General features: G+C 38.4%; 5 protein-coding genes. 4 read left to right on the top strand and 1 reads right to left on the bottom strand.

Going from position 1 to position 4,753, the window contains the following annotated elements; all coding sequences use genetic code 11:
* Positions 1-110 precede the first annotated feature (110 nt).
* Positions 111-440: a hypothetical protein gene (locus tag ACKI30_RS09060; protein WP_407411793.1), complete on the top strand. Its 330-nt coding sequence runs from the start codon at positions 111-113 to the stop codon at positions 438-440.
* 30 nt (positions 441-470) lie between these two features.
* Here ACKI30_RS09060 and ACKI30_RS09055 read toward each other — a convergent pair whose 3' ends face one another.
* On the bottom strand, positions 471-1,430 hold the full coding sequence (locus tag ACKI30_RS09055; protein WP_407411791.1) for a PLP-dependent cysteine synthase family protein: 960 nt from the start codon (positions 1,428-1,430) through the stop codon (positions 471-473).
* A gap of 234 nt (positions 1,431-1,664) precedes the next feature.
* Here ACKI30_RS09055 and ACKI30_RS09050 point away from each other — a divergent pair, with 234 nt between their 5' ends.
* Genes ACKI30_RS09050 through surE form a run of 3 tightly spaced genes read left to right on the top strand, consistent with a single transcriptional unit; the run spans position 1,665 to position 4,559 of the window.
* Positions 1,665-2,510: a pyridoxamine kinase gene (locus ACKI30_RS09050; RefSeq protein WP_407411789.1), complete on the top strand. Its 846-nt coding sequence runs from the start codon at positions 1,665-1,667 to the stop codon at positions 2,508-2,510.
* Between the two features lie 12 nt (positions 2,511-2,522).
* The gene (locus ACKI30_RS09045; RefSeq protein ID WP_407411787.1) at positions 2,523-3,701 is read left to right on the top strand and encodes a cytosine permease; all 1,179 of its coding nucleotides are present in this window, start codon (positions 2,523-2,525) and stop codon (positions 3,699-3,701) included.
* 42 nt (positions 3,702-3,743) lie between these two features.
* A complete protein-coding gene (gene surE, locus ACKI30_RS09040; protein ID WP_407411785.1) occupies positions 3,744-4,559 on the top strand; it encodes a 5'/3'-nucleotidase SurE in 816 nt (271 codons plus the stop codon).
* The last annotated feature ends 194 nt before the right edge of the window (positions 4,560-4,753 follow it).

The raw sequence follows: 4,753 nt of genomic DNA, 5'->3' as shown, positions 1-4,753 counted from the left end.
TATATTTTTTAATTTTTAAAAAGATTGAAATAAATTTGCATTTTGGGTTACTGACATATAGATGAACTATTTTAAATATCATTAAGTTTAAAATTTATATTGTGATTTCAATGAGTCAGGAAAAAATTACATATGAAGATGACAGAGAGTATGAAAAGCTATTTACATTGGCACCGTCATTTGTTCTTGAAAGGATAGCCAGAAAGAACACTAATCTTGTTTTGAAATTCGAGGGCGCAATTCGATCTTACCTTGGAAATCTGACTGATGATCAAAAAAGCAAGCTTGACATAATCCTGTGCAGTGATGTCGATGAGCTTCAGTCAATCATGGCGGAAGCATATCGCCGAAGCGGGAAAAAACAATACAGGATTCTTGCAAATCCCAAATACAAAGGATTCATTGAAGATAATCTTGACGGCATTAGAAAAATGATTTAAAAAAAGAGATATTAGGTTTTTAAAACCTAATTATATTACTTCAAAGCCTAGAAGTTTGATTTTATTTGATTTTAGTTTAGGGTTGTCGTCTATTTCTTCTGACAGTTTTGTTGTGATGTATTTTTTGTTGTCGTCAGCAAAGACTGTTGCAACGGTTAAATCATCACTGTCCATAAGGACACCAGCCAAAAAGTTGGCGCCGCTTGATATTCCAATCCCCAAACCGAACTCTTTTGCAATTCTTTTTGACATGTTTATTGCATCGCAGTCATCAATCAGAACTATATCGTCTATCAGGTCCTGCTCTACGATGCCCGGAATGAAATCATCACCGATTCCTTCAATAAGGTGGCTTCCCTCTTCCATTCCCATTTTAAGTATTGACAATGTTGAAGGCTCAAGAGCAAATAGCTTGGAATCAGGATTGTTTTCCTTGATTCTTTTACCTATACCTATTAATGTTCCGCCGGTACCGATGCCTGAAACGAATGCATTTACTTCAGGCAGTGCATCGATGATTTCTTGACCTGTTGTTGTATATTGGGCTTCTACGTTTAAAGGATTATCAAATTGGAGCGGTCTGAAAGCATCATTTTCTTTTGCAAATTCCTCTGCAAGTTCCAGGGCCTTTTTAAATCCTCCTTCTTCCTTGGACACAAGGTGCACATGGGCGCCGTACATTTCAATAAGGTTTCTTCTCTCCAGTGAAACCCAATCCGGCATGAAAATGTGCACGTCATGGCCGAAGAGTGCCCCGATTGCACTGAATGAAATGCCTGTGTTTCCGCTTGTAACTTCTACAATGGCCTGGCCGTCCTTAAGGTTGCCGTTTTCTCTTTCTTTTTGAATGATGTATAATGCAATTCTATCCTTTATGCTTCCTGAATAGTTGTAGTATTCAAGCTTGGAGTAGATGCTGCCTTCTTTTCCTTCAAATTCATAGTTAATTTTTATCATTGGTGTGTTACCAATCAATCTCCCAATATTCATAACATTCCCCAATCAAATAATATAATAGGTTTATTTATGTTCTTCAACAATAAAATAGTTTTTTAATTCAATAGATTAGGGTGTGGAATTTTTTCATAGTTAAAATATGCTAAATGCATAAATTAAGCGACAATTCACTGTATTATTTTGTACATGTACAGAAATGTGCCAAAAATCTTTAAATAGTTTATCATATAACATATTAAACAAATTAATTAATATTTAGGTCAAAAAATGAAAGAGTCAACCAAAATTTTAACAATTCAGGACATATCATGTTACGGGCAATGTTCCATTACTGTGGCACTTCCTGTGGTATCCGCTTTTGGAATTGAAACTGCCGTTCTTCCTTCAGCGGTTCTCTCAACCCACACATCAGGCTTTACGGATTATACTGTCAGGGATTTGACAGAAGACCTTCCTGCCATCAGAAAGCATTGGGAAAGTGAAGGAATATATTTCGATGCAATCTACACAGGATTCATTGCATCCTCAAGGCAGCTTGACTATATAAAGGATATTATTGATTCCAGGCTGAAAGAGGACGGACTGGTTTTTGTGGACCCTGCAATGGCGGACAACGGTGAATTCTACAACGGATTTGACCAGGATTTTGCAGATGCAATGGGTGAATTATGCAAACTGGGAGATTTCATTCTTCCAAACACCACTGAGGCATGTTACATACTGCACAGGCCATGGAAGGAAGAGTTCACCCATGAGGAAATGCTTGAAATGGCAGAAGAACTCACCGATTTCACCAAAAGATATGTTATCCTTAAGGGAGATACCCATAGGGAAAACGAGTTGGGAATGGTTGTTTTTGATAAGCAAAATTCAACCTGCGAAATGGTTTACAATGAGAGGGTTGATTATATGTCCCACGGAACAGGGGACGTTTTTGCATCATCATTTGTAGGATCAGTCATGAGCGGTAAGTCTCCGGCCGCAGCATGCAAGATTGCAGGAGAATTTACAAAAATATCCATTGAAAAGACAATAGGTGATGAAACCCATACATATGGTGTTAAGTTCGAACAGGCAATTCCATACCTGTTTGATTTACTTAAAACCATCTAACTTAGGACAATTATGCAAAATCGAACTGGTCTTTTTACAAATGCAGTAATCTGGTTTGGAGTTGCCATCTCAGTTTCAGAGATAATTGCCGGAATACAGCTTGGCTCCCAGGCACCTACAGACTCAATATGGCTCCCGCTGATACTTGGTCATGTAATAGGAGGAATATTGCTTTTTTTAGTGGGTCTTATAGGGGCACGGCTACGGCTGAATGCAATGGAGACAATAAAATCCACATTCGGAAATTACGGATCCAAGTTTTTCGCCGCTTTGAACGTGATGCAGCTGATAGCGTGGGTAGCGGTTTTAAACGCTCAGGGTACGCAGGCTCTTTTGGGATTGAATCTGGGAATATCATTTCCGGTCATTTCAGTAATTCTTGCTGCGCTTGTCGCCGTTTGGGTGTATGTAGGACTTCAAAGGTCATCAAAAATCACAAGCATCGTAATGGCAATCCTGACAGTTTTGCTTGTCGTTTTGACAGTAAGGCTTTTTGGAATTCAGACAGCTCCAACATCAGTGGCTTCAGCCGCTTTGGGATTCTGGAACATATTTGAAATATCAATTGCAATGCCTGTTTCATGGCTGCCGGTCATTTCAGACTATACTAAGGATGCCGAAAAGCCTGTTGAGGCAACTGCAATATCTTCTGTAGCATATACTGTAGCAAGCCTTTGGATGTATTTCATCGGTGTCGAGATAGTCGGAATGGGAACAGTTGACGTGTCACAGGCAATTCTTATTGCAGGCCTTGGAATTCCTGGAGTGATTATACTGGTCTTATCAACGGTAACAACAAACTTTCTGGCAACAAATTCTGCAGGCGAATCCGCAAAGGCAATCTTCAACAGCCTGGACCCTAAGGTTACCGGCGTTATTGTAAGCATACTGAGCGCAGCCCTTGCAATTTCAGGAATCATGGACCACTATATTGATTTCCTTTATCTCATAACATCAGTGTTCGCCCCGATGGCTGCGGTGCTGCTTGTATCATTTTATTTGGGTGATGCGGAAAACGAAAAATGGACATGGTGCTGGAACATATTCTCATGGCTTGCAGGGTTTGGAATATATCAGCTCACGGTCAACATGAATTCGATTGTTTTGGGACCTACAATGCTTGCGGTCATCACATCATCTGTGCTTACATACATCTGGATTTTACTGAAAAAGAATTTTTTAAATACTTAATTGATTAAATTAATTATAAATAACACTTTCAGGTTGAGGATTATGAACATTTTAATATCTAATGATGATGGAGTTTTTGCACCGGGAATATTGGCCGCAAAACAGGCTGTTGAAGACATTGCCAACGTTGTTGTTGTGGCGCCGGATGAAAACAACAGCAGTGTGGGGCGCCGTTTAACATTATTCAAGCATCTTGAGCTTAAGCAGTGCGAACTTGAAGACGGAAGCAAGGCATATTCTGTTTCCGGAAGTCCTGCAGATGCAGTCATTGTCGGTGCGGATTATGTGATGGACGAAAAGCCTGATTTGGTCATAACAGGCATCAATCAGGGGGTAAACATAAGCTGCGATATAACCTCATCAGGTACAGTATGCGCCGCCTTTGAAGCGGTAAGTTTAGGTATTCCGGCTATTGCAGCTTCACTTTTCATGGATCCGAAAACCTCTTTCAAGCAGGATGAAAACGGAGAATGGTATGTGGACTATGATTTCACACTCGCCAAAAAGGTGCTCCATGACATTGTCCTGAAGATTAAAAACGATGGATTTCCCGAAGGAGTTGACCTGTTCAATTTAAATGTGCCTTCAAACTACGAGTGTGAAGATATTATGATAACACACCTTTCCCACAGGATGCTTGACAAGCATGTCATTGACAACAGTGATGAGGAAAAATCGGAAATTTTCAACTATTCTCTTGATGAAAACCATGAAAGTGAACATTTAATCATGATTATGTCCGATTTGGTGAAAGAATATGAGGTCGGAAGCGACGGATATGCATTGATTTGTGAAAAAAGGCCAAGTTTAACACCTCTTGATGTTAACATGACATATAAAGAATTGAAGGATTGGTAATTTTTCTAATCATTATTTTTATTTTTTATTCATTTTTTCATTTAATCCTATAATCATTCAAATATGTTGATGAATATTCATATATGCTTAATATATTTAATCTTTTTTTAATTTTTTGGTATTAATTAGTTTATTAATTAATTTATTTAATCAAATATTAACATGTGTATATTTTATATTTGAACTTTTTATAC

Source organism: Methanobrevibacter sp. (genome assembly GCF_045539575.1).
In the GTDB taxonomy this organism is placed as follows: Archaea; Methanobacteriota; Methanobacteria; order Methanobacteriales; family Methanobacteriaceae; genus Methanocatella.
Note: the sequence above shows the minus strand (reverse complement) of the source record. Positions and strands in the feature narration are given on the sequence as shown.

Coding starts and splice junctions, on each gene's coding strand:
- ACKI30_RS09050 (WP_407411789.1), top strand. CDS start 1,665: ATGAAAGAGTCAACCAAAATTTTAACAATTCAGGACATATCATGTTAC.
- surE (WP_407411785.1), top strand. CDS start 3,744: ATGAACATTTTAATATCTAATGATGATGGAGTTTTTGCACCGGGAATA.
- ACKI30_RS09055 (WP_407411791.1), bottom strand. CDS start 1,430: ATGAATATTGGGAGATTGATTGGTAACACACCAATGATAAAAATTAAC.
- ACKI30_RS09045 (WP_407411787.1), top strand. CDS start 2,523: ATGCAAAATCGAACTGGTCTTTTTACAAATGCAGTAATCTGGTTTGGA.
- ACKI30_RS09060 (WP_407411793.1), top strand. CDS start 111: ATGAGTCAGGAAAAAATTACATATGAAGATGACAGAGAGTATGAAAAG.